Annotated in this window: 20 protein-coding genes and 1 tRNA gene; 6 read left to right on the top strand and 15 right to left on the bottom strand. The window is 69.7% G+C overall.

Annotated elements, in window-relative coordinates; all coding sequences use genetic code 11:
- The first annotated feature begins 48 nt into the window (after positions 1–48).
- A complete protein-coding gene (locus tag MTQ12_RS07040; protein WP_348983853.1) occupies positions 49–894 on the top strand; it encodes a CPBP family intramembrane glutamic endopeptidase in 846 nt (281 codons plus the stop codon).
- A gap of 214 nt (positions 895–1,108) precedes the next feature.
- Here MTQ12_RS07040 and MTQ12_RS07035 read toward each other — a convergent pair whose 3' ends face one another.
- Together MTQ12_RS07035 and MTQ12_RS07030 are read right to left on the bottom strand one after the other, a co-directional pair.
- Positions 1,109–1,576 carry a ribose-5-phosphate isomerase gene (locus tag MTQ12_RS07035; RefSeq protein ID WP_247425408.1) on the bottom strand — a complete coding sequence of 156 codons (468 nt, stop codon included), beginning with the start codon at positions 1,574–1,576 and terminating at the stop codon, positions 1,109–1,111.
- A 67-nt stretch (positions 1,577–1,643) separates the two neighbouring features.
- Positions 1,644–2,249, bottom strand: a complete 606-nt coding sequence (locus tag MTQ12_RS07030; RefSeq protein WP_247425405.1) for a DsbA family protein — start codon at positions 2,247–2,249, stop codon at positions 1,644–1,646.
- Between the two features lie 168 nt (positions 2,250–2,417).
- Between MTQ12_RS07030 and pepN the strand changes: the two genes are divergently transcribed.
- The 3 genes from pepN (at position 2,418) to MTQ12_RS07015 (ending at position 6,850) form a co-directional block, all read left to right on the top strand.
- Positions 2,418–5,078, top strand: a complete 2,661-nt coding sequence (pepN, locus tag MTQ12_RS07025) for an aminopeptidase N (protein WP_247425403.1) — start codon at positions 2,418–2,420, stop codon at positions 5,076–5,078.
- Positions 5,079–5,256: 178 nt separating this feature from the next.
- Entirely contained in the window at positions 5,257–6,330 is a 1,074-nt protein-coding gene (locus MTQ12_RS07020) for a mechanosensitive ion channel family protein (RefSeq protein WP_247425401.1), read from the top strand.
- A gap of 46 nt (positions 6,331–6,376) precedes the next feature.
- Positions 6,377–6,850 carry a globin gene (locus tag MTQ12_RS07015; protein WP_137319441.1) on the top strand — a complete coding sequence of 158 codons (474 nt, stop codon included), beginning with the start codon at positions 6,377–6,379 and terminating at the stop codon, positions 6,848–6,850.
- A gap of 45 nt (positions 6,851–6,895) precedes the next feature.
- On the opposite strand, the gene MTQ12_RS07010 is transcribed toward MTQ12_RS07015, so the two are convergent.
- Together MTQ12_RS07010 and MTQ12_RS07005 are read right to left on the bottom strand one after the other, a co-directional pair.
- On the bottom strand, positions 6,896–7,594 hold the full coding sequence (locus tag MTQ12_RS07010) for a hypothetical protein (protein WP_247425399.1): 699 nt from the start codon (positions 7,592–7,594) through the stop codon (positions 6,896–6,898).
- A gap of 1 nt (position 7,595) precedes the next feature.
- Positions 7,596–8,132 carry an acyl-CoA thioesterase gene (locus MTQ12_RS07005; protein ID WP_247425397.1) on the bottom strand — a complete coding sequence of 179 codons (537 nt, stop codon included), beginning with the start codon at positions 8,130–8,132 and terminating at the stop codon, positions 7,596–7,598.
- Positions 8,133–8,374: 242 nt separating this feature from the next.
- Here MTQ12_RS07005 and MTQ12_RS07000 point away from each other — a divergent pair, with 242 nt between their 5' ends.
- Entirely contained in the window at positions 8,375–9,256 is an 882-nt protein-coding gene (locus MTQ12_RS07000) for an acyl-CoA thioesterase II (protein WP_137319438.1), read from the top strand.
- Between the two features lie 123 nt (positions 9,257–9,379).
- Here MTQ12_RS07000 and ettA read toward each other — a convergent pair whose 3' ends face one another.
- The 5 genes from ettA to MTQ12_RS06975 all read right to left on the bottom strand — a co-directional run bounded on the left by ettA (position 9,380) and on the right by MTQ12_RS06975 (position 15,930).
- Complete coding sequence (gene ettA / locus MTQ12_RS06995) at positions 9,380–11,062, bottom strand: energy-dependent translational throttle protein EttA (protein ID WP_247425395.1); 1,683 nt, start codon at positions 11,060–11,062, stop codon at positions 9,380–9,382.
- 66 nt (positions 11,063–11,128) lie between these two features.
- On the bottom strand, positions 11,129–11,800 hold the full coding sequence (locus tag MTQ12_RS06990; protein ID WP_247425393.1) for a hypothetical protein: 672 nt from the start codon (positions 11,798–11,800) through the stop codon (positions 11,129–11,131).
- Between the two features lie 77 nt (positions 11,801–11,877).
- On the bottom strand, positions 11,878–12,501 hold the full coding sequence (locus MTQ12_RS06985) for a single-stranded DNA-binding protein (protein WP_247425391.1): 624 nt from the start codon (positions 12,499–12,501) through the stop codon (positions 11,878–11,880).
- A 136-nt stretch (positions 12,502–12,637) separates the two neighbouring features.
- On the bottom strand, positions 12,638–14,221 hold the full coding sequence (locus MTQ12_RS06980) for a GTPase (RefSeq protein WP_247425389.1): 1,584 nt from the start codon (positions 14,219–14,221) through the stop codon (positions 12,638–12,640).
- On the bottom strand, positions 14,218–15,930 hold the full coding sequence (locus MTQ12_RS06975) for a dynamin family protein (RefSeq protein WP_247425387.1): 1,713 nt from the start codon (positions 15,928–15,930) through the stop codon (positions 14,218–14,220). The genes MTQ12_RS06980 and MTQ12_RS06975 overlap by 4 nt, the downstream gene beginning before the upstream one ends.
- A 212-nt stretch (positions 15,931–16,142) precedes the next feature.
- On the opposite strand from MTQ12_RS06975, the gene MTQ12_RS06970 reads away from it, so the two are divergent.
- Positions 16,143–16,352, top strand: coding sequence for a hypothetical protein (locus tag MTQ12_RS06970; protein ID WP_247425385.1), 210 nt, complete (start codon positions 16,143–16,145; stop codon positions 16,350–16,352).
- Positions 16,353–16,545: 193 nt separating this feature from the next.
- Here the strand turns inward: MTQ12_RS06970 and MTQ12_RS06965 are convergent, their stop codons facing one another.
- The 6 genes from MTQ12_RS06965 to MTQ12_RS06940 all read right to left on the bottom strand — a co-directional run bounded on the left by MTQ12_RS06965 (position 16,546) and on the right by MTQ12_RS06940 (position 22,279).
- Positions 16,546–17,505, bottom strand: a complete 960-nt coding sequence (locus MTQ12_RS06965) for an HNH endonuclease (RefSeq protein WP_247425383.1) — start codon at positions 17,503–17,505, stop codon at positions 16,546–16,548.
- A 273-nt stretch (positions 17,506–17,778) separates the two neighbouring features.
- A tRNA-Arg gene (locus MTQ12_RS06960) sits at positions 17,779–17,851 on the bottom strand.
- Positions 17,852–17,946: 95 nt separating this feature from the next.
- The gene (locus MTQ12_RS06955) at positions 17,947–19,794 is read right to left on the bottom strand and encodes a pyruvate kinase (protein ID WP_247425381.1); all 1,848 of its coding nucleotides are present in this window, start codon (positions 19,792–19,794) and stop codon (positions 17,947–17,949) included.
- A gap of 158 nt (positions 19,795–19,952) precedes the next feature.
- Entirely contained in the window at positions 19,953–20,264 is a 312-nt protein-coding gene (locus tag MTQ12_RS06950; protein ID WP_247425379.1) for a thiamine-binding protein, read from the bottom strand.
- A gap of 41 nt (positions 20,265–20,305) precedes the next feature.
- Complete coding sequence (locus tag MTQ12_RS06945) at positions 20,306–21,493, bottom strand: acetyl-CoA C-acetyltransferase (RefSeq protein ID WP_247425377.1); 1,188 nt, start codon at positions 21,491–21,493, stop codon at positions 20,306–20,308.
- A 291-nt stretch (positions 21,494–21,784) separates the two neighbouring features.
- On the bottom strand, positions 21,785–22,279 hold the full coding sequence (locus tag MTQ12_RS06940; protein ID WP_247425374.1) for a DNA starvation/stationary phase protection protein: 495 nt from the start codon (positions 22,277–22,279) through the stop codon (positions 21,785–21,787).
- Positions 22,280–22,506 lie beyond the last annotated feature (227 nt).

Here is a 22,506-nt window from a genome sequence, read left to right as displayed (position 1 = left end):
GAGGCCCCGGTCGCCGTGCCCGGCGGCCCGACCTGCGACACTGGGACGGTGAGCTCATCCTTCGAATCCCGTACAGCGTCCCCCGGCAGCACACTCCCGAGCCGGCACGGTGCGTTCTCGCTCGGGTCGCTCGCGACCCTGCTGGTCTCCATCGCTGCCGTGCTGCTCTTCGGCTTCATGTCCGACTGGGGCTATCTCCCGCTCGTCGCCGGGGTCGCGCTCGGGTTCGTCGCGGCGGCCTCGCTCGGCCGCGACCTGCTGCTCATCGCGCTCGCGCTCGGCCTCATCAGCCTGATCTCCGTCGAGGCGGACATCACCTGGGGCAACATCGCGCTCATGGGTGTCGTGCTGTCCGGGGCCGTCATCATCCCGTACGTCATCAGCCGGTACGGGTACAAGGACCGGGCGATCGTGTTCCCGCGCCGTCAGGGCCGCCCGTGGTCGAAGCTCGAATGGGGCTGGCTGTTCGCAGTCCTGTTCCTCGGCTGGCTCATCCTGCCGCGCTACTTCATCTCCTCCGGGGTCTATCAGAACTGGCCGGCGGTGGAGACCCCGAGCGAGATCATCCGGCTGTTCCTCGGTGTCAATGCCGTCGGCATCTGGGACGAGCTCTTCTTCATCTGCACGATCTTCGCGCTCCTCTACCGCCACTTCTCGTTCTGGACCGCGAACGTGCTCACCTCGATCATCTTCGTGTCGTTCCTGTGGGAGCTCGGCTACCAGTCGTGGGGGCCGCTGCTCACCATCCCGTTCGCGCTCGTCCAGGCGGTGATCTTCACCCGCACAAAGTCCCTGCCGTACACGATCACGGTGCACCTGCTGTTCGACTTCATCGTGTTCCTCACCATCGTCCACGCCCATCACCCGGAGTGGATCCCGATCTTCTGGTATTGATCGCCTTCCGGGGCGGATCGCCTTCCGGGGCGGAGTGCCATCCGGGCAGAACGCCATCCGGAACTGATCGAGCGGCCAATGATGGCCGCCCCCGCACCGGTTCCCCTCCCCGAAACGGCGATATCCTGCGGTTCCATTCTCAAGAACCGCAGGAAATTGCCGTCTCAGGAACCGCAGGATATCGCCGTTTCGCGGTGGAGCGGGAAGGCCGGGGTCAGACGGTGCCGGTGTCCTCGAAGGAGCGGATGATCCCGATCCGGCGCTCGTGGCGCTCGTCGGCGGAGAACGGCTCGGCGAGGAATGCGTCGACGATCGCGAGCGCCTCGGCCTCGGGGTGCTGGCGGGCACCCACGCTCACCACCCAGGCATCGTTGTGCTGCCGGGCGAGCTGCGCGGTGTCGGTGTTCCAGGCGAGGGCCGCCCGTGCGCCGCGGACCTTGTTCGCCGCGATCTGCTCACCGTTGCCGGAGCCGCCGATCACCACGCCGAGCGAGTCGAGGCCGGACTCGCGGTCGGCCACCACGCCCTGCGCCGCCTCGATGCAGAACGCCGGGTAGTCGTCGAGCGCGTCGTACTCGAGCGCGCCGTGGTCGACGACCTCGTGCCCGCCCTCGGCCAGGTGGCGCTTGAGCGTCTCCTTGAACTCGTAGCCGGCGTGGTCGGTCCCCAGATGAACTCTCATGTCTCCCCCATCGATCGAAGCCGTCGGTCGGGCCGCGGCTCCGCGGTCGTGCGGCCACCGGTGCCGATCAGTCGAAGATCGGGCCCTCGGTCCGGGTGCGCTTGAGCTCGTAGAAGCCGGGCGTGGAGGCCACGGCGAGCACTCCGTCGAACAGTGTACCGGCCGCCTCGCCCTTGGGCGCCGGGGTGACCACGGGGCCGAATAACGCGGTGTCGCCGACCGCGACGACCGGGGTGCCGACGTCCTCGCCGACCTTGGAGATGCCCTCCTGGTGCGAGGCGCGCAGCTGCTCGTCGTAGTCCGTGGAATCCGCTGCGGCGGCGAGCTCGGCGGGCAGGCCGACCTCGGCGAGCGATTCGGCGATGACCGCGGCGTAGTCGGTGCTGCCGCCGGGATGGATCCGGGTGCCCATCGCGGTGTAGAGGGCAGGGACGACGTCCTCGCCGTGCTGGTCCGCGGCGGCGACGATCACGCGCACCGGGCCCCAGGCCCGATCCATCTTGGCGCGGTAGTCCTCGGGCAGGTCCCGGCCCTCGTTGAGCACCGCGAGGCTCATGACGTGGAAGCGCACCTCGACGTCGCGGACCTTCTCGACCTCGAGCGCCCAGCGGGAGCTCATCCAGGCCCAGGGGCAGGTGGGGTCGAACCAGAAGTCCAGGGTGGTCGTCGACATCGATCGGTCCTCTCTGCGGGCCCGCGGGTCCGGCTCTCCGGCCCGCTCCCGCGCGCAACGGTGACGGTGGGTCGCGGGGCCCCGCGCCTCGGCGGCGGCGTCCGCACTTCGTGGAACAATGATCCAGCAGTGATCATTCCACACCCGACCCGCCCGGGAGGCCCATCGATGCCGCAGCACAACCTCACCCGCGCCGAGGCGCAGACCCGCGCCGCGCTGCTCTCCGTCCAGTCCTACGACATCACGCTCGTGCTCGACGGGCAGGGCGAGGACTTCCGCTCGGTGACGCGGGTGACGTTCTCCGCCGAGGAGGGCGCTGCGACGTTCATCGACGCGATCACCACGCACGTCGAGTCGATCACCCTCAACGGCGAGGAGCTCGATCCGACCGCGCTCGTCACCCCGGGCCGGATCGAGCTGCCGGGGCTCGCCGCGGAGAACGTGCTCACCGTCGACGCCCGCTTCGCGTACATGAACACCGGCGAGGGCCTCCACCGATTCGTCGACCCGGTCGACGACGAGACCTACCTCTACACGCAGTTCGAGGTGCCCGACGCCCGCCGCGTGTTCCCGGTTTTCGAGCAGCCCGATCTCAAGGCGTCCTTCTCCTTCACCGTGCTCGCCCCGGACCACTGGACCGTCGTGTCGAACTCCCCCACCCCGCAGGCCGGGGACGCCGCGGAGCCGGCCGCCCGGCTCGGGATCGACGCCACCGGCCTGAGCACCTGGCAGTTCGCCCCCACGCCGCCGATCTCGAGCTACATCACCGCGATCATCGCCGGGCCCTACCGCGGCGTGTTCTCCTCCCTGCGCAGCTCCGACGGGGAGGACGTCGAGCTCGGCGTCTACTGCCGCGCCTCGCTGTTCGAGCACCTCGACGCGGACGACATCCTCGACATCACCCGCGCGGGCTTCGAGTTCTACGAGCGCATCTTCGGCACGCCGTACCCGTTCGAGAAGTACGACCAGCTCTTCGTCCCCGAATTCAATGCCGGGGCGATGGAGAACGCCGGTGCGGTGACCTTCCTCGAGAACTACGTGTTCCGCTCCCGCCCCACCCGGGCGATGGTCGAGCGCCGCGCGGTGACGATCCTCCACGAGCTCGCGCACATGTGGTTCGGCGACCTCGTGACGATGCGCTGGTGGAACGACCTGTGGCTCAACGAGTCCTTCGCGGAGTTCATGTCGACGCTCGCCACCGCGGAGGCGACCGAGTTCACCGATGCGTGGACGACCTTCGCCACCTTGGAGAAGGCCTGGGCCTACCGGCAGGACCAGCTGCCGAGCACCCACCCGATCGTCGCGCCGATCGAGGACCTCGCCGACGTCGAGGTCAACTTCGACGGCATCACCTACGCCAAGGGCGCATCGGTGCTCAAGCAGCTCGTCGCCTGGGTGGGACGCGAGGAGTTCTTCACCGGCGTGCTGCGGTACTTCGAGTCGCACGCCTGGTCGAACACCGAGCTCTCCGATCTCATGGTCGAGCTCGCCGAGGCCTCCGGTCGCGACCTCTCGGCGTGGACGGCCCTGTGGCTCGAGGAGTCCGGGGTCACCCTCATGCGGCCGCGGCTCGAGCGCGCCGCCGACGGCACCGTGTCCGCGCTGTCGATCGAGCAGACGCCGGTCGAGCTGCCGGGGCAGCCCGTGCCGAGCCTGCGCCCGCAGCGCATGGGGGTCGGCCTCTATTCCCTCGGGACCGACGGCATCTTCGCGCGTACGGAGTTCCACGAGATCGACATCGACGGCCCCACCGCGCAGGTGCCGCTCTCCGGGACCGGGGGCACCGGCGCAGAGCGCGCCGGGACCGGGCACGCCGGGGTCGAGGCGGCTCCCGTCGTCGTCGTGGTCAACGACGCCGACCTCGCCTATGCGAAGGTCCGCTTCGACGAGCTCAGCCTGCGCACCGCGATGAAGCACCTCAGCGGCTTCACCGACTCGCTCACCCAGCTCATGGTGCTCTCCACGGTGTGGGACATGGTGCGCGACGGGGAGCTCTCCGCCCGCGCCTACATCGACATGCTGTGCACCCATCTGCCCGCTGTCACCCATTCGACCGGTCTGCTCGTGCAGATGCGCCAGCTCACCACCGCGCTCACCGCCTACCTGCCGCCGGCCGATCGGCCGCAGGCCCGCGCACAGGTGGCCGCCGCCCTGCAGCGGATGATGCATGCCGCGCCCGCAGGCTCGGACCAGCAGCTCCAGTTCTTCCAGGGCTTCACCGCCCACGCCTGCACCCCGGAGCAGCTCGACGAGCTCGCCGCGGTCCTCGACGGGCAGGACGAACCGCTGCCGGGGCTGAGCCTCGACACCGACCTGCGCTGGTCGGTCGTCGTCGCGCTGGCCGCCGCCGGGCGCCTCGACGCCGCCGGGGTCGAACGCTGGCTGGCCGAGGACGACACCGCCACCGGGCGGCGCAGCGCGCAGACCGCACTCGCCGCCCCGGCCACCCCGGAGGCGAAGAGCACGGCGTTCACGCGCCTGGTCGACGACCGGTCGCTGCCGAATGCGACCGCGCAGGCGATCGCCCGGGGGTTCCGCCTGGGCCTGGAGACGGAGTCGGGAGAACCGGTGGCCGCGCTCGCACCGCTCGAACCGTTCGCCGCGGAGTACTTCGACCGCGTCGCCGGCTGGTGGGAGACCCGCACCCTGGAGATCGCACAGCTCTTCACCCTCGAGCTCTACCCGCCGGCCTCGCAGTCCACGGTCATCGCGACGCTCGCGTGGCTTCAGTCGCACCCGGCCGCACCGAAGGGACTGCTGCGACTCATGCGGGAGAACCTCGATACCGCCGAGCGCACCCTGCGCTGCCAGGCGGCGGCCGGAAGCTGAGGCCGGCGGCCGACGCCCGGGGTGAGATCGCTCACGACGGACCCGCGCAGTCCGACCTGCGACCGGCCGTACGGCCTGGTCAGGACGCACGGCCGGGATCCGGACCCAGCGCGTCCTCAGACACCGCGGACCGCGTGCCGCTGATACTCAGAGACCGTCCCTAGAGTGGGTGCACGTTATGCAGACTCCAGCTGAACAGGTCCGCGACGCCGTCACGGACACCGTCGACAAGACCACCGAATTCGACTACTGGGCGTTCTTCCTCGGCACCCCGCTGCGCATCCTCGTCATCGTCGTCGTGGCGATCATCCTCAACGTCGTCGTGCGCAAGCTCATCCGCCGGTTCGCCCAGTCGATCGCCGACGGCTCGACCGCGGCGACGGAGAAGAAGCGGTTCCCCGCCGGGGAGAGGCCCGCCGAGCAGGACCCCTCGGTCCGGGCGCGGCGCGCCCAGCGCGCCAAGACCGTCGGGTCGATGCTGTCGTCGATCGCGACGATCCTCATCACTGTGCTCGCAGTCCTCATGGTGCTCACCGAGCTCGGCTTCAACCTGGGCCCGGTGCTCGCCTCTGCCGGTATCGCCGGTGTCGCGATCGGCTTCGGCGCGCAGACCCTCGTCAAGGACTACCTGTCCGGATTCTTCATCGTCGTCGAGGACCAGTACGGGATCGGCGACTCGGTGGACCTCGGTGAGGCGATCGGCATCGTCGAGGAGGTCGGGCTGCGCACCACCCGGGTGCGCGGGGTCGACGGCACCCTGTGGCACGTGCGCAACGGCGAGATCCTGCGCGTGGGCAACCAGTCGCAGGGCTGGGCACGCGCGGTGATGGACATCCCGCTGCCCTACAGCTCGGACCGCGCGACGATCGATGCGGTCATCGCCGACGCCGTCGCCGCCCTGCGGCGCAATCCCAAGATCGCCGAGGCGATCCTCGAGGATCCCGAGATCTGGGGTGTCGAGGCGATCAGCGGGGAGTCGATGACCATCCGGACGGTGATCAAGACCGAGCCGAACGAGCAGTGGGCCGTCGCACGCGCCTTCCGCGGGGAGATCAAGAATCAGCTCGACCGCCGCGGCCTGCGCATCCCGCTGCCGCAGCAGACGGTGCTGCGCACCCTGCCCGACCCCGCCCATGCCCACAAGGACCCCGATGCGGAGACCGAGTCCGGGGACGTCGGCACGGGGACGACGAGGAAGAGCACGACCGGCTCGGGCGTCGCCGATGGCGGCTCGACGAAGCCGATAGGCTGAGCGGACGTCCCCGCACCGAGGGACGTCGACGACCGGAAGGGCCCCGATGATCGACCACGTGTCGCTGCAGCGACCGGACAGCTTCTTCGCCATGATCGGCGGGCATGCGACCTTCACCGCACTCGTGGACACCTTCTACGCGGAGGTCGCGGCCGACGAGTACCTCATCGCGATGTACCCGGAAGGTCATGAGCTCACCGGCGCCAAGCACCGCCTGCAGACCTTCCTCGAGCAGTATTTCGGCGGGCCGACGACGTACCAGGAGGAGCGCGGCCATCCGAGGCTGCGGATGCGCCACTTCCCGTTCCCGGTGACCCCCAAGGCCCGCGACCACTGGCTGCGCCACATGCGCACCGCGATGGACACGATCGCCCTGCCGCCGATGTACGACGCGATGATGTGGGACTACTTCCAGCGCGCGGCGACCGCGATGCTCAACACGCCGGCCGAACACGACGAGCCGGCCACCGGCACCTGCCCGGCCTCGGGTCCCGGCCCTGGAGGTCCGCAGGACCGCTGAGCCGGCGACCCCGCCGACGGGGCGGGCGCGCCGCGAGGGGCGGCCTCACCCGCGATGACGGGTGAGCACGTGCCCGACCGGGGTGGACAGCCGCAGCCACGTCCCGCAGCCGCGCACCTCGACCGGCGCTCCCTCGACCAGGAATCCGAGCCCGTGGAGCGCGAACGCCGCCCCGGAATCGGGGTCGACCGTGGGGCGCTCCCCGGGCACCGGTCCCGATGCCGCCGTGCCGGCCGCCTCGTGGAGCGACCGCGACCACACGCGTCGGCGCAGTGCGCTCACCGCGGGCCCACCGGCGGCCTCCGGACTGCCGGCGGCGACCTCGGCGATGCCGGCCTCGGCCGCGCGCACGACGATCCCGGCGTCGAGCGACCCGAGCGGCTCCCACGGTCCGCGCGGCGGAGCGATCCCCGCCCACGCGGCGTGCACCTCCTGCGGCGGCACCGGCACGTGGAGCAAGCCCTGTGCCCGGGCCCGGGCGAACCGGTCGGTGAGCGCGGCGAGCGGCACCACGGCATCGAGCCCGTCGAGGTCGGATGCGGGCAGGGGCACGATCCGCATCCCGAGCGTCAGGGGCGTGGTGTCGCCGAGGCCGTGCGGGTACAGCGGGGAGACCGTGAGCACGAGGCGCGCCCCGTGCACGGTGAGGCGCATCGCGCCGTCCGGATCGAGGCGCTGAGCGCGCTGCGTGAATACCTCCCAATCGCGCAGGTCGTGGGCATCGGTGAGTCGGAGATCCGGCATCTCAGCGCCTGCGCAGCGGCACGCGGTCGCCGACGACGGCGCGCAGCTGCACGGTCTCGGACTCCGTGAGCCGGCGCGCACGGCCGGTGTCGGCGTCGACCATCGCGATGACCGATTCCGCCACGGTGTAGGCGCGCGAGCCGTCGGGTTCGGCGATGACATAGCCGACATCGACGGTGGCGGGGCCGACGGCGGAGATCACCGTGTCGACCGCGATCGGGCCGGTCCGGTACGGGATCGGCTCGCGGTACTCGATGCGGTGGGAGAAGACGAGGATGTCGGTGTCGCCCGAGGCGTCGCCGAACACCGGCGGGATGCCCGGCCCCAGGACGACTCCGGAGACTCCGGGGGCGGCCGGTGCGGCGGCGTCCCGGTTCGCCGTGGGCGAGCCGAACGCGCGCACGCGGGCCTCCTCGAGGATGCGGAACTGGGCGACGTTGTTGATGTGCCCGTAGGCGTCGAGGTCTCCCCAGCGCAGCTCGATGAGCACCCGGGTGAAGGGGCCGCGCAGCAGGGGGTCGGTGAGCGTGGAGTCCATTCCCCCATTGTGCCAGCCGCGCACCGACGACACGGCCGTCACCGCACCGCTGTCCTCTCGGCACCGACTCCGGCGGGCAGCGGTGCGGTCCGGAGTCGGGACCCTCGCGCACCACGCGCCGACGGCGCGATTAGACTCGATGTGATCTGCGTTGCAGGACGGCTCCCGCGTCGTCCACACCACCCGTCATGGGCGGCCCGCACCCGAACCGCCGCGGACCGCCCCGAGCCCCCTGGAGCACGATGAATCATTCCGAGAACGTCGCCGCACTGCGAGGCGTCCTGCAGCTCTCCCCGACCGACCCGATCCACGAGAGCCGGGAGACGGAGTTCTTCGAGGGGCAGAGCCAGTTCAAGCCCGACGGCCGGGTGTTCGGCGGCCAGGTGCTCGCCCAGTGCGTCATGGCCGGCGGTCTCACTGTCGCGGACGACCGCCCGATCCATTCCCTCCACGGGTACTTCCTCCGCACCGGCGACGCCACCCGGCCGATCGTGTTCGGGGTGGAGAACCTGCGCGACGGCGGCTCGTTCTCGGCCCGCCGGGTCCACGCATACCAGGACGGGCAGCCGATCATGTCGGTGATGTCGTCCTTCCAGCTCGTGCAGGAGGGATACGACCACGGGGACGACTTCCCCGCCGGGATGCCCGATCCCGAGGACTGCCCGCAGATCAAGGACCTCGTCGGCTCGGTCGACCTCCCGCATGTGCAGGAATGGCTGGTCAAGCGACCGTTCGATGTGCGCCCGGTCGAGCCGTCCCTCTACCTCGCGCATCAGGGCGACGAGGTCTCGCACCAGCACGTGTGGATCCGCGCCTCGGCCGAGTTCCCGGCCGACCCGCTCCTCAATGCCGCCGCCCTGGCGTATGCGAGCGACTTCAATCTCCTCGAGCCCGCGATGCGACGTCACGGGCTCGCCTGGCAGGAGCCGGGCCTGCGGCTCGCGAGCCTCGACCACGCGATGTGGTGGCACCGTCCGATCCGCGTGGACGAGTGGATGCTCTATTCCCAGAACTCCCCGTCGGCCGAGGGGGGACGCGCGCTCGGTGCCGGCCGGATCTTCGCCCGCGACGGGCAGCTCCTCGCCACGGTCGCGCAGCAGGGCATGATGCGCGTCAAGCGCTGACCGGGACGTCGATCCTCGAAGGTTCCTGACCGTCGAACCGCAAGGAATCGACAGGTCACAGCACTGCAGCGCCCCCGGGATCCATAAGGCTCCCAGGGGCGCTGCAGTGCACCACCGAGGTGGTCAGTCGCGGGTCAGGCGACGGTGGGTGACGCGGTGCGGCCGGGCCGCCTCCTCGCCGAGGCGCTCGACCTTGTTCTTCTCGTAGGACTCGAAATTGCCCTCGAACCAGTACCAGCTCGACGGGTTCTCCTCCGTACCCTCCCAGGCCAGGATGTGGGTGGCGACGCGGTCGAGGAACCACCGGTCGTGGGACACGACCACGGCGCAGCCCGGGAACTCGAGGAGAGCGTTCTCGAGCGAGCCGAGGGTCTCGACGTCGAGGTCGTTGGTCGGCTCGTCGAGCAGGAGCAGGTTGCCGCCCTGCTTGAGCGTGAGCGCGAGGTTGAGGCGGTTGCGCTCACCGCCGGAGAGCACGCCGGCCTTCTTCTGCTGGTCCGGTCCCTTGAAGCCGAAGGCGGACACATAGGCGCGCGAGGGCATCTCCACCGCACCGACCTGGATGAAGTCGAGTCCGTCGGACACGACCTCCCACAGGCTCTTGTTCGGGTCGATGCCGCCGCGGGACTGGTCGACGTAGGAGATCCGCACGGTGTCGCCGATCTTGAGCTCTCCCCCGTCGATCTCCTCGAGTCCGACGATCGTCTTGAACAGCGTGGTCTTGCCGACGCCGTTGGGGCCGATGACGCCGACGATGCCGTTGCGAGGCAGCGAGAACGACAGCCCGTCGATGAGCGTGCGGTCGTCGAAGCCCTTGACGATGTCCTTGGCCTCGATGACGATGTCGCCCAGGCGCGGGCCCGGCGGGATCTGGATCTCCTCGAAGTCGAGCTTGCGGGTCTTCTCCGCCTCCGCGGCCATCTCCTCGTAGCGGGCGAGGCGGGCCTTCGACTTGGTCTGGCGGGCCTTCGCGTTCGAGCGCACCCACTCGAGCTCCTCCTTGAGCCGCTTCTGCAGCTTCTGGTCCTTCTTGCCCTGGACCTTGAGGCGCTCGGCCTTCTTCTCGAGGTAGGTCGAGTAGTTGCCCTCGTAGGGGTAGAGGTGACCGCGGTCGACCTCGGCGATCCACTGCGCGACGTGATCGAGGAAGTACCGATCGTGGGTCACGGCGATGACGGCGCCGGGGTACGAGGCGAGATGCTGCTCGAGCCAGAGCACCGATTCCGCGTCGAGGTGGTTGGTGGGCTCGTCGAGGAGGAGCAGATCCGGCTTCTCGAGGAGCAGCTTGCACAGTGCCACACGGCGGCGCTCACCGCCGGAGAGGACGGACACGTCGGCGTCCGGCGGCGGACAGCGCAGGGCGTCCATCGCCTGTTCGAGCTGGGAGTCGAGGTCCCAGGCATCAGCGGCATCGATGGCTTCCTGGAGCTTGCCCATCTCCTCCATGAGCGCGTCGAAGTCGGCGTCCGGGTCGGCCATGAGGGCGGAGATCTCGTTGTAGTGGTCGACCTTGGCCTTGATCTCGCCGACGCCCTCCTCGACGTTGCCGAGAACGGTCTTCTCCTCGTTGAGCGGCGGCTCCTGGAGGAGGATGCCCACGGTGTACCCGGGGCTCAGCCGGGCCTCGCCGTTCGACGGCTGGTCGATGCCGGCCATGATCTTGAGGATCGTCGACTTGCCGGCGCCGTTGGGCCCGACCATGCCGATCTTCGCTCCGGGATAGAACGACATCGACACGTCGTCGAGGATGACTTTGTCACCGTGCGCCTTGCGCGCCTTGTGCATGGTGTAAATGAATTCGGCCATAGTGACACCAGGCTATCGGCTCGGCGAACCGGCGGCGAATCAGGAGCGAGGTACGCGCCCGCCGGATCAGTTGCCGCCGAGCTCCGGAGGTCCGTCTCCGGAATCGCCGGAGCCGCCGTCGGAACCGCGGCCGGAGTCACCGGTGCCGTCGTCGCTCCCCGAGCCGCCGGAGTCCCCGCCGGATCCCGAGCCGCCGGTGTCCTCACCGGGTGATTCCGTGGCCTCGTCGCGCGGGCGGTTGATGTCCTCACCCGGGATGTGGCCGGCGCCGTTGTCGGAGTCGTCCTCGCCGCGCTCCTCGCCGGAGGGCGCGTCCACGCCCTCGGGACGCTCCACCGCACCGTAGAGACAGGTGTCGACGGATTCGCTCGGCGGCATGAGACGAGCGGTGGCCGCTCCCCCGCGGATCTCCCCGACGACGCAGCCGTCCTCGACGCGCACCCCGAACATCTTCGCCGGCACCTCGTTGCCCAGCGGCGATTCGTCGAGGGTCGTCTCGATGTCCTCGGGGTCGTAGCCCGCCTCGATGAGGGCGTCGAAGAGCTCCTGCGAGTTCGGCAGCGATTCCTCGTCCCCGGTCAGCGGTTCGAGCGCGGCGATGACCTCGTCGACGACGGCGGGCTCCTCGGTGGGCTGGGCCGGTCCCGGGTCGACCGGCTGCTGGAACAGGGAGCACCCGGTGAGGGCCAGGGACGAGAGCAGCAGCACTGGTGCTGCCGCACGCGCGTGGAACGTCATGGATCTCCTTCGCAACCGGCACCGACTCGCCTGCACCACTGTAGCGCCTCGGCGGGCCGGCACCGGATCACGGAGTATCAGAACGGCGCGTCCTCGTCCGCGGTCGTCTGCCCTGCCTCCGCGCCGACGAGCACCGGGCCGGAGTCCCCGCCCTCCGCAGGGCGACCCCCGGCACCTTCCGGTGCCCGATTACCGATCGGATCCCCCGTGTCCCCGGCCGGGTGATCGGGTCCGGGCTCCCAGGAGTCGCGGCCGGCGGGAGGGGGCTCGGACAGCCCGCCCCACGCGGTGCCTCCCGAACCGGCTTCCGGTTCCTGGTCCTCAGCACCGGCTGCCCGGCGCCGGGAGTTCCGACGACTGAAGGATCCGGTGCCGAAGCGCAGATTGTGCCCGATGGCGTCGGCGATGAGCTCCACCGCGGTGCCGGACTTCTCTCCCGATGTCCAGTCGCGCACCCGGAGACGTCCGACGACGATGACGGGGTCGCCCTTCGACAGCGAGCACGCGCAGGCCTGGGCGATCGCGCCGTAGGCGGAGACGTCGAACCAGCTCGTCTCGCCGGATTCGTACGAGCCGGTCTCCGCGTTGAAGTAGTCGTGGTTGACGGCCAGCCGGAACCCGACGAAGGGTCGGCCGTCGGTGAGGGTGCCGGTGCGCGGGTCGCTGCCGATGGTGCCGATGAGATGATTCGTGGTCTTCACCGTTCTCGTCCTTTCGAGTGGAGGTGGGTCCACGCTCGCCCAGCGCGCCGGCCGGCGCCAGGGACGGAAACGGCCTGTGGAGGAGCACTCGCTCCTCCACAGGCCGCAGTCACCGAGAACGGCGCGTCATCCCCAGTCAGCGCAAGCCGTCGTAGACCGCCTTGTGCTCGCCGAGGATCGCGGTGATCGGTTCGAGGTAGGAGCCCGCCGCGGCGCGCTGCACCGCCTCGCGCAGGCGCGCATCGACCTCGGCGCCGGCCTCGCGCGCACCCTTGGCGCGCGCCGAGGCGGCGGTGACCGAGGTGATGATCGAGCCGATGATCCCGATCCCGAGCAGCGCCCCGGGGATGATCCACAGCCACGCGGAGCCGTCGAAGAGGACGCCGGAGAACATGAGCACGAGCTGCACCACGAGCCACAGCGCACCGACGACGGTCGCGAGGAAGAACAGGATCTGGAAGAAGCCGGCGACTCCCCACCAACCGGGCGTGCGCCGTTCGATGTCCACGGCGGTGACCGCGGAGTCGAGCGTGTAGGTCAGCTCCGCCGTGCTCTGCTTCTCCGCGTGGGAGACCGCGTGGCGCCACTGCAGCGGGAGCGAGCGCACCGCCTCGGCGACGAGCTCGTGGGCGGCGAGGTTGACCCGCGCGCTCTGCGTGCGCGTGGTCTCCGGGACGGCGGCCCGGATGAGGTCGTCGCGATCGCCTCCGTGCTTGGCGCCGAGCGGGTCGGCCTGCCCGCGCTGGGCCAGGGCGAGCGGCGGGTAGCCGGTCTTCCGGTAGGCGCGGCGCTGGTAGTCGTCCCGCACGGTCTGCGCGACGGCCTCGACGCCGGCGGCGTCGACCATCGCATCGACGAGGCGGTCCGCGCCCGGCAGTCTCGTCGGGTCGGACAGCGGTTCGCCGAGCTCGGAGCGCATCTGTGCGGCGAGGGAGCGCATGTCCGCGAGCAGGCGCTCCGAGGCGGCCTCCTTCGCCGACACCGTCTGCGTCAGGGTCTCGCGCAGCTGCGGGACCCCTTCGCGGGTGACGGCTGAGGCGAGCTGGATCCGCGCCCCGTCGAGCCCGTCCTGGGCGAGCAGCTGCCGCAGGTGGTCGTGGCAGGCCTCGCGCTCGGCGGTGGTGAGCGTGTCGATCTGGTTGAGCACGACGACCATGTTCGTCGTGTGCTCGGCGAACTGGGAGAGGTAGTGCGAATGGAGGGAGAAGTCGGCGTACTTCTGCGGATCGACGACCCAGAACACGACGTCGACGAGTCCGACGAGGCGATCGGATTCGATCCGGTGCTCGGCGGCGGTGGAATCGTGGTCGGGCAGATCGAGGAGGATAAGGCCGTGGAGGGATTCCTCGTCGTCGCCGTCGAGCGCACTCTCGCGCCAGGTCCGGTTGTCGACGGGCACGCCCAGCCAGGACAGCAGCTCCTCGCCGCCCTCGCCCCACACGCAGGCCGTCGGCAGCGAGGTCGTGGGGCGGCGCACGCCGACCCGCGCGATCTCGAGCCCGGCGACGGCATTGAAGAGCGAGGACTTGCCCGAGCCGGTGGAGCCGGCGAAGGCGACGACGGTGAAGTCCTCACCGAGGTTCATCCGGGCATCGGTCTTCTCGAGCAGCTCGCCGGCGCGCTCCACGGTGGCGCGGCCGAGGCGGCCCTCCTCGAGGTCGAGGGCACGGCGGATGCCGGCGGCCAGCCGGCTGATGGCCTCGTGGGTCTGCTGGCTCACAGGGTCTCCTCCAATCGGTCTCCGGCCCCGCGCAGCACGCCGGCCTGGCGCGGCGGCACCGCGGTGTCGGTGAGCGCCTGGTCGAAGGGAGCGCGGTGCCGTTCGAGCACCGTCGTCGCCCGTTCGACGAGCTGCTCGCGGGCGGTCTGCGCGAGGTCGCGGGTCACCTGGTCACCGAAGATCGTGTCGAGGAGCTTGCCGGCGACCACGGCGGTGCCCCCGGCGATGCCGGCCTCGGCACCGGTGAGGCCGCCCGTGCCGGCGAACACGGCGAGCATGAGGACGGCGCTGACGCCGTTGACGCCGAAGGTCAGGATCCGGGCCTTGGCGCGCTTGCTCTGGCCGACCTCGCGCACGAGGTCGTTGACCCCTGATGACCAGTCGGCGACCATCCGGCCGACCTCGGCGTCGAACTGCGGGGGCAGGGCGGCCATCGCCGGGCGGTCCTCGACGAGCGCGGCGCCCTCGGGATAGGCCTGCCAGCGCTCGGCGGTCTCCGCCACGGCGCGCACGGTCTGTTCGCGGATGAGCAGGGCCACACTGCTCTCGATCGCCTGCTCGAGGGGCTCGGCGGCGTCGCGCTTGCCGGTCACGGCGGCGGTGATGCGGTCGCGCACACGCGCGACGGTGGGCTCGAGCCCCCGGAAGAACTGGCCGGTGCCGACGAAGTCCTGCCAGCGGGCGAGGACCTCGCCGCGCAGCACCCGGCCGTCGGCGAGGGACTCGGTGAGCTCGACGGCGCTGCGCCCGAACTCCTCGTCGACCACGGTGCGCAGGCGCTGATGCGCGTCCTCCTGGCCGGACACGATGTCGGCGAGATCCCGGACCCTGGCCGGGACGGCGGCGAGCGCGCCGGTGAGCGTGCGGGAGATGACGCGGTCGCGGGCGGTCGCGTTCATCCCGAGGTTGAGGATCCACGAGCGCACCGGGAACACTGCAGCGTCGGGCAGCAGGCCGTCGGTGAGCTCGAGCTCGGGGATGGTGAAGATCGGGGCGGAGCCGAGGCCGGAGTCCGAGAGGAGACCGGAGAGGTGGTGGCGCACCTCGCGGTTGGCCTGCGGGGGGACGCGGTCGAGCACCATCGCCACCGTCGTGCCGCGCTCGACGGAGGTCTTGAGGAGCTCCCACGGCACGGCGTCGGCGTAGCGGGCGGCGGTGGTGACGAACAGCCAGAGATCTGCCGCGGCGAGCAGCTGCCGGGCCAGGGTGCGGTTGGATTCGAGCACGGAGTCGATGTCCGGCGAATCGAGCAGAGCGAGACCGCGCGGCACCCCCTCGTGGGCGACGAGGCGCACCTGCGGCTGCTCGAGGTCGGTCTCCGCGCGCACGACGCGCTGCAGTGCGGGCAGGATGCGGTCGGAGGTGAAGTACTCCCGATCCTCCGGATTGTGGACGAGGACCGGCCAGCGGGTGGTGGGGCGCAGCACGCCGGGGTTGGACACCTCGGATCCGACGATCGAATTCACCAAGGTCGACTTGCCGGCACCGGTGGAGCCCCCGACGACGACGAGGAGCGGAGCGTCGGTGTCCGACACCCGCGGGAGCAGGTAGTCGGTGAGCTGGTCGTCGATGTCCCGCTGCAGTGCGCGACCGGCCTGCGCGTCCGCGGTCTGCAGGGGGAACCGCGATTCCCGAACCCGTCTGACCAGGTCGGAGAGCGCCGGCGCCACCCCGGGCGCGAGGGCATGGAGATTCGATCGGGTAGTCACGGCTCCACTCTGGCGGTTTTCGGCGCCCGTCACCACTCACCACGCCGTCCGCGCCGATTCGCGCGTTCTCGAGCGGATTCCGCCCGCCGCGTCACGGTTGCCCGATCAGCGCCAAGGGTGTGGTGTGCGTCACAATTTCCAGCGAACTCCCAGGTGCAGAACGATCGTTCGAGCGTAGTGTTCAAGCACCACACCGAAAGGGGTTGATTCCGATGACGGGATCGCGTTTCTTCCAGGCCGCTGCGGCCATGTCCTTCCTCGCCCTCCTGCTCGTCGTGTTCGGCGGGGTCAGCGTCCTCTTCGTCGATGTCGCCTTCTTCATCCAGGCGTTCGCGCTGCTCGCCGCGCTCGCCGGGATCGGCCTCGCGATAAGTGAGCGGCTCGCGTTCTGGGGCAAGCCCGCCAGCCCGTACCTCGCCTGAGGGCACGGCGGGTTCAGAGAAGGCTGCGCGGTCCAGGACTATCGCTGTCAATCGCCCCGGTTCCAGTGATACTTCCCCAATCAGGATTCGACGCTGCGGCATGCAGCAATTATCGGGCATATCGTGCTTAAACATCCGCAAACACTGGATCCGAAGACATGGAATTCTGTTGCATAGAAATCGAACCGTGCGATCATCGATTCGGAACAGGTGCGACCAATGGGGACCCAGGGGTGGGCACCAGTGTGTCTCCGATGAGAGCAAGAAGACCCGCGTCGAACGCTGTGTGATGGTTCGCGCAGAGGATCAGGATGTTTGCTGTAGTCGCAGCCCCTCCTTCAGCGTCGGCTTTGATGTGCGCCGCTTCAAGAACCTGTGGAACTTCGAGACCGCAATACCTACAGCTTGTTCCGTGACGACGGAGTGCAGCTTCTCGCAACTGGCTCTGGTGCAACCGATGTTTCGTAATGCGATAGATATATCGTCGTTCGAACTCAGCATCTTCTTCGGTGTTCAATTCTGTGACTTGGGCAAGACCTGAGGAGTCAGATGAATCAGGTGGAGTTCGGACGCTTAGAAGCTCACCCAGATAAGAATTGTGCCAATCACCGCGCCGTGGACCCCGCCGTTGCCGGAACGTTTTGACAAGCGCATTTCTCGCTCCAGATTCGGAGAGAATGGCATAGAGAAGCCCGAGCGTCTTGCCGTGGATCCCAACGTCCCCATTTTCACTTTCGCTATACAAGAGGTCGTCGATTTCAGGAATTTCATCGGCAAGGCTTGGCGGCACACGAATACCCCATTCATAAACCTTGCCCGAACGAGACTCGAACCACACGTAGAAGAGCTCGATCTTACCACTACTGATCGTCGCGAAACGCTGAAGCTCAGTGGGACCAGCCCAACTGGGCATCGCAGATACCGACCAGTTGTCGGTGTCTGTTAGTCCGATTGCTCCAACGTATGCCCGCAACATGGCGAGCGCGATCGGAGCGTCCGGCATAGAAAGCGCGTAGACGAAAGAGGCATAGGAAGCGGTACCCCCTCGCGAGCCTCGCTTGAAGATCCACGTCTCTTCCCCGATCCCGATTTCCAGATCGGCGATCAGCTTCCTCTCATCCGCAATCAATGAGTCGAGTTGTGATGTGTTCATACTGCATTCTCCAGACCCAGAGCTGTAGATCGTTCCTCCAAAAGATCCATCCATCAGACTACCTATCGGGAACGTGCCTACTTGCGACTGTAATGGCGCCGCACTTCGCGACGCACGAATCCGAGGCAGGAAATTCCCCGCGCATTTGATCATTGCAACGGAACGGCAAAGAACCGAAATCGCTTGATTTGATCATCGCACAGCTGAAACTATGTCGCTTGTGTGTCACACATACTGGATTAGCCGAACGGTCAGGCCTCGTTCCTGGTGCTGCGCCCCCAGCAGGATTCGAACCTGCAACCTACGGATTAGAAGGCCGTTGCTCTATCCATTGAGCTATGGGGGCCGGGCCGCACGGAGCGGCGCCACTCAGGCTACTACACGGCCCTTCCCCGCCGGGCACGGCCTCACAGCGGCCGGGACCTCACGGCGACGACGACCTCACAGCGACCACGACTCGAGCTGCCGGAGCATGTCGCGCTTCTTGCTCGTGTGCTCGCCCATCCGCGACAGGATGTCCGACAGCGCCTCGATCGCCTCTTCGATGTAGGGGCCCTTGTTGAGCATGACGCACTCGGCGCGTTGCGCCATCGCCGCGTCGGTGATCTCAGCGCGCGACGGCAGCCCGGACTTCGCGAGGCTCTCGAGCACCTGGGTCGCCCAGATCACCGGGACGTGCGCGGCCTCGCACAGCCACAGGATCTCCTCCTGGAGCTCGGCCATCCGCTCGAACCCGGCCTCGACCGCGAGGTCGCCGCGGGCGATCATCACCCCCACGTCCTGCCAGCGCATCGCCTCGAGCAGCATCCGCGGCAGCTCCTCGAACGCCGCGACGGTCTCGATCTTGAGCGTGATGTCGACGTCCTCGGCCTGTTCCGCGGCGAGCGCGTCGATGAGCTGGGCGACGTCGGCGGCGGAGCGGACGAAGGACAGGTTGACCATGTCCGCATGCGCGGCGACGAACGGGATGTGGGAGCGGTCGGCATCCGTCAGCGCCGGGATGCCGATCGTCGTGTCCGGCAGGTTGATGCCCTTCTCCGCCTTGAGCTTCGCCCCGCGCGGACCCGCGCTCGTCACCCGCAGCTCGAGCGCGTCGGTACCCCCGGCGGTAACGACGGCGCCGATCCGGCCGTCGTCGATCCACACCTCGTCGCCGATCGCCGCGTCGTCGAACACCTCCGGCAGCGAGCAGCCGATGACGAAGGGCGGGTCGGTGACTGCGGGGCGCGGCTCCATCGAGCGGGTGAGCACGATGGTGTCGTCGAGGTGCACTCGCATACTCTGCTCGACACCGGGCAGCGGGCCGACGGTGAGGACGGCGTCGAGCGCGTGCACCTCGGTCCCGGTCATCCAGTAGATCGTCTTGTCCGCCGACAGCAGGATCCCGGCCGAGCCGCGGGCCTCGATGCGCAGCCGACGGTGCGAATCCCGGGCGTCGGTGAGACGGACCTCATCGCCCTCGTCGAGGCGGGACAGCGCCTCGGTGATCGCTCCCGCGTCCCCGGCGAGCGGCAGCGCCTCGGCGTCGAGAGCGCCCTCGATGCCGCGGGCCGCCTGGTCGTCGACCCTCCCCAACCACACGAGAGAGCGCTCGACGACCCGTCCGGAGACGTCGCGCTCCGGGCGGATCTTGAGGACGGGCGGCCCGGGCAGGAGCGGACCGGTGCGGAGCTTCGGACCGGCGAGGTCCATCGCGATGAGCGGAGGGGATGTGCGACCGGGACCGCGCTGGGCGCGGATCGCTGCGATCATCGCGGTCCACGTGTCCTCGTCGTCATGTGCGCAGTTGATCCGCGCGAGGTCCATCCCGGCGGCGGCCATCGCCGCGACGAGGTCGCCGTCGTGGGCCGACTCGGTGGGCATCGTCACCATGATGCGGGTCCGGCGATCGGCCGGTTCCGGGCCGAGGAGCCGCGCGGTGTCACGCGCCAGGATCTCCCGGCCGGCCACCGGGGTGAGCGCCTGCGGATCCGGGTCCGGAGCCTGTCCGAGCTGGGCGCGCAGCGCGGTGAGGACCACGTCGAGGTGTCCGAGCACCCCGGCTTCCATCCGGCCGAGCGAGGACACCCCGACCTCGGCGAGCCGGTCCTGGAGCCCGCGGATGTCGAGCGCCCGCAGCGCGACGTAGTGCACGAGGTTCCGCGCGGATTCCCGGTGCCGGTCGCGCACGCGGGCGATGAGCTCCGCGCTGCGCGCCTCCGCGGCGAGCACAGCGGCGCGCACCTCGGCGACCTCGCTGATGAGGGATTCGACGCGCTGTGCAGCGGGGATTGTGTGGTCAGTGGTCATACGGCAGCACCTCCAGCACGGGAGCGTAGTGCTCCGAGGTCAACGGGAGGTGAACGGCGCGTGCGCGCGGACGGGGCGGCGCAGGGGACGTCCCCTGCTCCGCCCCGTCCACAACGGCCCGGCGCGAGCGCGGCGAATCGGCGCGAGCGCGCCCCGGTTCAGCCGGCGCGCTCGTCGAGCGCCTTCTCCAGCCGATCGAGCTTGCCGGTGAGCTCACCGGTGTACCCGGGCCGGATGTCGGCCTTGATGACGAGCGAGACGCGCGAGCCGAACGCCCCGACGGCCTCGGTGGCCTCCTTGACCACGGCGAACACCTCGTCCCACTCGCCCTCTATGGTGGTGAACATCGAGTCGGTGCGGTTGGGCAGACCGGACTTCCGCACGACCTCGACGGCCGCGGCGACGGCGTCGTGGACGGAGCCGGTGGGGTCGTCGCCGCCCGAGGGGGCGACGGAGAATGCGAGGAGCATGATCGATCCTTCCTTCGGAGAACGTCGGTACGCGGGGTGCGTCAGGTCGCGGGGACCTCGAGGACGAGCGCGTCGCCCTGGCCACCGCCGCCGCACAGTGCGGCCACGCCCTTCCCACCGCCGCGCCGCTGGAGCTCGAGCGCGAGGTGGAGTGCGACACGGGCGCCCGAGGCGCCGATCGGGTGGCCGAGCGCGACGGCGCCGCCGTTGACATTGACCTTCGAGTCGTCGATCCCGAGGTCCTTAATGCTCGCCAGGCTCACCGCCGCGAACGCCTCGTTGATCTCGTAGAGATCGAAGTCCGCCGGGCTCATGCCCTCCTTCTCCGCGGCGGCCTTGATCGCCTGCGAGGGCTGGTGCTGCAGCGTCGAGTCCGGCCCGGCGGTCCAGGCGTGCGAGCGGATGACGGCGAGGATCGGCAGACCGAGCTCCTCGGCCTTCTCCCGCGAGGCCACGACGACTGCGACGGCCCCGTCCGAGATCTGGGAGGCGGAGCCGGCGGTGATCGTGCCGTCCTTGCGGAAGGCCGGCCGGAGCTTCCCCAGGGATTCGGCCGTGGTGTCCGGGCGCACGCCCTCGTCCTCGCTCACCACGGTGTCGCCCTTGCGTCCGCGGATGGTAACCGGGGTGACCTCATCGGCGAAGCGGCCCTCCTGCCATGCGGCGGCGGCGCGCTGGTGGGACTGCGCGGCGTAGGCGTCCTGCTGCTCGCGAGTGAACTCGCCGTCGCCGCTGTTCGCGGACTCGGTGAGACCGCCCATCGCCTCGTCGGTGAAGGCGTCCCACAGTCCGTCGTAGTCCATGTGGTCGCGGACGGAGATGGTGCCGTACTTGTAGCCCGCGCGCGACTTCTCGAGCATGTGGGGGGCGTTCGTCATGGATTCCTGGCCGCCGGCGACGACGAGGTCGTACTCACCGGCGCGGACGAGCATCGCGGCCTGGGTGATCGCGTTGAGCCCGGACAGGCAGAGCTTGTTGACGGTGATCGCCGGCGTGGACATCGGGATGCCGGCCTGGGCGGCGGCCTGCCGCGCCGGTCCCTGCCCGCAGCCGGCCTGGAGGACCTGGCCCATGATGACGTATTCGACTGCCTCGCGTGCCACGCCCGCGCGGTCGAGGGCGCCGCCGATCGCCTCGGCGCCGAGGTCGACGGCGCTGAGCGATCCGAGTGCTCCGGACATCCGCCCCTGCGGGGTGCGCGATCCGGCGACGATGACGGCTTCGGTCATGTTCTCCTCCTTGAGCAGCCGACCGGCGGGGCGTCCCCGGCGATCGGGCGATGATGGTGGGTGCGTCCGGCACCCGGCCGGCCGCGCGGCGCACCGGCCCTTCGGCGCGCTCCCGTGCTCCGTCCAGGGTATCCGAGGACGTGATGGCCGACACAACCGCCAGCCGAGGCGGCCCGCGGACCGGCACGTGTCCGATCGGGATCAGGCCGGAACCGCACGCACCCGCCCCACCGGTGACGGCGGAACGGGTGCGTGCAGGAAGCGTGGGACGGCCGGGGGCCGCCAGGGCGGTCAGCCCTTGAGGTTGCCGGCACCGTCGTCGAGGTGCGCGCGGAGGAACCACTGGAACTGCTCGAGCTCCCGGGTCTGGGCGGTGAGGAGGTCCTCGCTCATCGGATCGATCTCCGCGGTCGCGGCGACGGCCTCGCGGTGGGCGGCGTTGACGTCGTCGTAGACGGCGTCGAGCGCGGCGATGTGCGCCTGGGTGCCGGCCCGGTCGAGCTCGTACTTCATGCCCGGGCGATCCCAGGCCACGCGGCTCGGCACACCGTTGGGGCTGCTGCCGAGAGCGGCGATCCGCTCGGCGATCTCGTCGGCGAAGCCGCGGACGAGCTCGACCTGCGGGTCGAGCATCTCGTGCACGCCGATGAAGGCGGGCCCGACGACGTTCCAGTGCGCGTGCTTGAGGATGAGGTGCAGTGCGTTCATCGCATCGAGCCGCTCCTGCAGGATGCCGGCGACCTTCTCGCCTTCGGCCTCGCTGAGTCCGGGAAGGGTGTAAGCCATGGGTGTTCTCCTCTGCTGCGTGTGACGGATGGACGGGTGAGCACTTCCGCCGTGGCACTCGAGCGGCCGGCGGCGTCTGCGCTCTCGATCGGTTCAACACGGACCGCGGTGCCGGTATTCCGCCCGCACCGCCCGCCCCCGGGTGAGATCCCTCGCATCCGCACCGGTGACGCCCAGGCCCCGGGTGCGATCCGCCGGGTCGTGGCCGATCGGGCACATCCGCTCGG

The sequence above is a fragment of the Brevibacterium sp. R8603A2 genome (assembly GCF_023072605.1).
Lineage (GTDB): Bacteria > Actinomycetota > Actinomycetes > Actinomycetales > Brevibacteriaceae > Brevibacterium > Brevibacterium pityocampae.
The sequence above is the reverse complement of the archived record's forward strand: the minus strand, read 5'-3'. Positions and strand labels throughout refer to the sequence as shown.

Coding starts and splice junctions, on each gene's coding strand:
- MTQ12_RS07030 (WP_247425405.1), bottom strand. CDS start 2,249: ATGTCGACGACCACCCTGGACTTCTGGTTCGACCCCACCTGCCCCTGG.
- MTQ12_RS07015 (WP_137319441.1), top strand. CDS start 6,377: ATGATCGACCACGTGTCGCTGCAGCGACCGGACAGCTTCTTCGCCATG.
- MTQ12_RS07010 (WP_247425399.1), bottom strand. CDS start 7,594: ATGCCGGATCTCCGACTCACCGATGCCCACGACCTGCGCGATTGGGAG.
- MTQ12_RS07005 (WP_247425397.1), bottom strand. CDS start 8,132: ATGGACTCCACGCTCACCGACCCCCTGCTGCGCGGCCCCTTCACCCGG.
- MTQ12_RS06955 (WP_247425381.1), bottom strand. CDS start 19,794: ATGACCACTGACCACACAATCCCCGCTGCACAGCGCGTCGAATCCCTC.
- MTQ12_RS07035 (WP_247425408.1), bottom strand. CDS start 1,576: ATGAGAGTTCATCTGGGGACCGACCACGCCGGCTACGAGTTCAAGGAG.
- MTQ12_RS06950 (WP_247425379.1), bottom strand. CDS start 20,264: ATGCTCCTCGCATTCTCCGTCGCCCCCTCGGGCGGCGACGACCCCACC.
- MTQ12_RS06990 (WP_247425393.1), bottom strand. CDS start 11,800: ATGACGTTCCACGCGCGTGCGGCAGCACCAGTGCTGCTGCTCTCGTCC.
- MTQ12_RS07000 (WP_137319438.1), top strand. CDS start 8,375: ATGAATCATTCCGAGAACGTCGCCGCACTGCGAGGCGTCCTGCAGCTC.
- MTQ12_RS06940 (WP_247425374.1), bottom strand. CDS start 22,279: ATGGCTTACACCCTTCCCGGACTCAGCGAGGCCGAAGGCGAGAAGGTC.
- pepN (WP_247425403.1), top strand. CDS start 2,418: ATGCCGCAGCACAACCTCACCCGCGCCGAGGCGCAGACCCGCGCCGCG.
- MTQ12_RS06945 (WP_247425377.1), bottom strand. CDS start 21,493: ATGACCGAAGCCGTCATCGTCGCCGGATCGCGCACCCCGCAGGGGCGG.
- ettA (WP_247425395.1), bottom strand. CDS start 11,062: ATGGCCGAATTCATTTACACCATGCACAAGGCGCGCAAGGCGCACGGT.
- MTQ12_RS07020 (WP_247425401.1), top strand. CDS start 5,257: ATGCAGACTCCAGCTGAACAGGTCCGCGACGCCGTCACGGACACCGTC.
- MTQ12_RS06965 (WP_247425383.1), bottom strand. CDS start 17,505: ATGAACACATCACAACTCGACTCATTGATTGCGGATGAGAGGAAGCTG.
- MTQ12_RS06970 (WP_247425385.1), top strand. CDS start 16,143: ATGACGGGATCGCGTTTCTTCCAGGCCGCTGCGGCCATGTCCTTCCTC.